This window comes from Rhodococcus sp. BS-15 (genome assembly GCF_000813105.1).
Lineage (GTDB): Bacteria > Actinomycetota > Actinomycetes > Mycobacteriales > Mycobacteriaceae > Rhodococcoides.
Genome location: NZ_BAOX01000563.1, coordinates 1 through 1,092, shown reverse-complemented (window position 1 = coordinate 1,092; position 1,092 = coordinate 1). Strand labels below are relative to the sequence as shown.

1 protein-coding gene and 1 pseudogene are annotated in these 1,092 nt (G+C 63.1%); one reads left to right on the top strand and one right to left on the bottom strand.

The window, feature by feature from the left end; translation table 11 throughout:
- Positions 1–225: 225 nt before the first annotated feature.
- Positions 226–432, bottom strand: a pseudogene (locus RHBS_RS27950) (DUF664 domain-containing protein); the annotation flags it as partial.
- 158 nt (positions 433–590) lie between these two features.
- Here RHBS_RS27950 and RHBS_RS27945 point away from each other — a divergent pair.
- Positions 591–845 (top strand): hypothetical protein, encoded by a 255-nt coding sequence (locus tag RHBS_RS27945; RefSeq protein WP_128646935.1) that lies wholly within the window; start codon positions 591–593, stop codon positions 843–845.
- Positions 846–1,092: the final 247 nt, after the last annotated feature.

Sequence of the window (1,092 nt, the reverse complement as noted above, 5' to 3'; positions counted from 1 at the left end):
TCGCCCGCCAGAGCGTCGTCCGGCGTGGCCTCGTCCACGACGGCAACCGTGCTGCCGTCCGCGGGGTTGACGATGTCTCGGGTTCCGCCGTCACCGGCTCCCTGCCACTGCCCGTCGACGAACAACGACGGCCGTAGCGAGGTCGGGTCGAACACTGCGTCGGAGTCGGTCACCGAAACACCTTCTTCCGTATGGGGGGTCGGGTCGTGTGTCTACGCTATGCCCTCAACGGCCGATCACTCCATCGATCTGTTCGCGGATGATGTCCGCGTGTCCGTTGTGTCGGGCGTATTCGCCGATCATGTGCACGTAGACCATCCGCAGAGACATCGGGTGGAACGACATCGAGCCCAATCGAGGGCGGGAACGGACGTCGTGCCAGTTGCTCCGAGTTCGCGCCTGCGCAGATGTTGAGCAGCGTCGCTCGATGCCACTGCAGCATTCCTTAGAGAATCGGCCGCTCGTCGCCGATGAGGGGACCGTCGACCGGTTCCTGAGTTGGCGCTGTCCATGTCGTTCGCCGTTCGGTCATGCTGCGATTGTCGAACATGTGACGGCACTGTGCAGCGCCGCGCATTACGGTGGGATTCATGACTATCGAAGATGTGGGCGGCAGACGAACGGTGACGGCGGACGAGCTTCTTCTCCTGGTGGGTGATCATCTGCTCATAGAGGAAGGCGTTGCGACCGGGTTCATCGAAAGCGCGGGCCAGGTTGCCGAGAGCGTGGCGGTGACGGTGACCGAAGGCGTCGACGGAACCACGACGACCGAGCGAGTTTTCCTTCCCGATGCCGAGGTGACCATCGAACCCGCCGATCGCGGACGCGCCCCCGTCTCTCTGTGACGGTAGGAGAGTCCCTGCTCAGAAGTACATTCGTGTAACTCGAACAACTCTGCTCACATCAGTCACACAGGCACCGAACTGAGCTAGGGTGGCGGAAACCCGTCATCGTTCGGAAGGACGTCAGTAGTGCGACAAGGCCGAGTACATCCGACCGTTCGCATTGCTGTCGTCACCTGTGCCGCCGCCCTCTCTGTCGGTTTCGGCTCGATCACGGCGGTGGCCGAGCCCGCGGCGTCGGCCCCGGCAA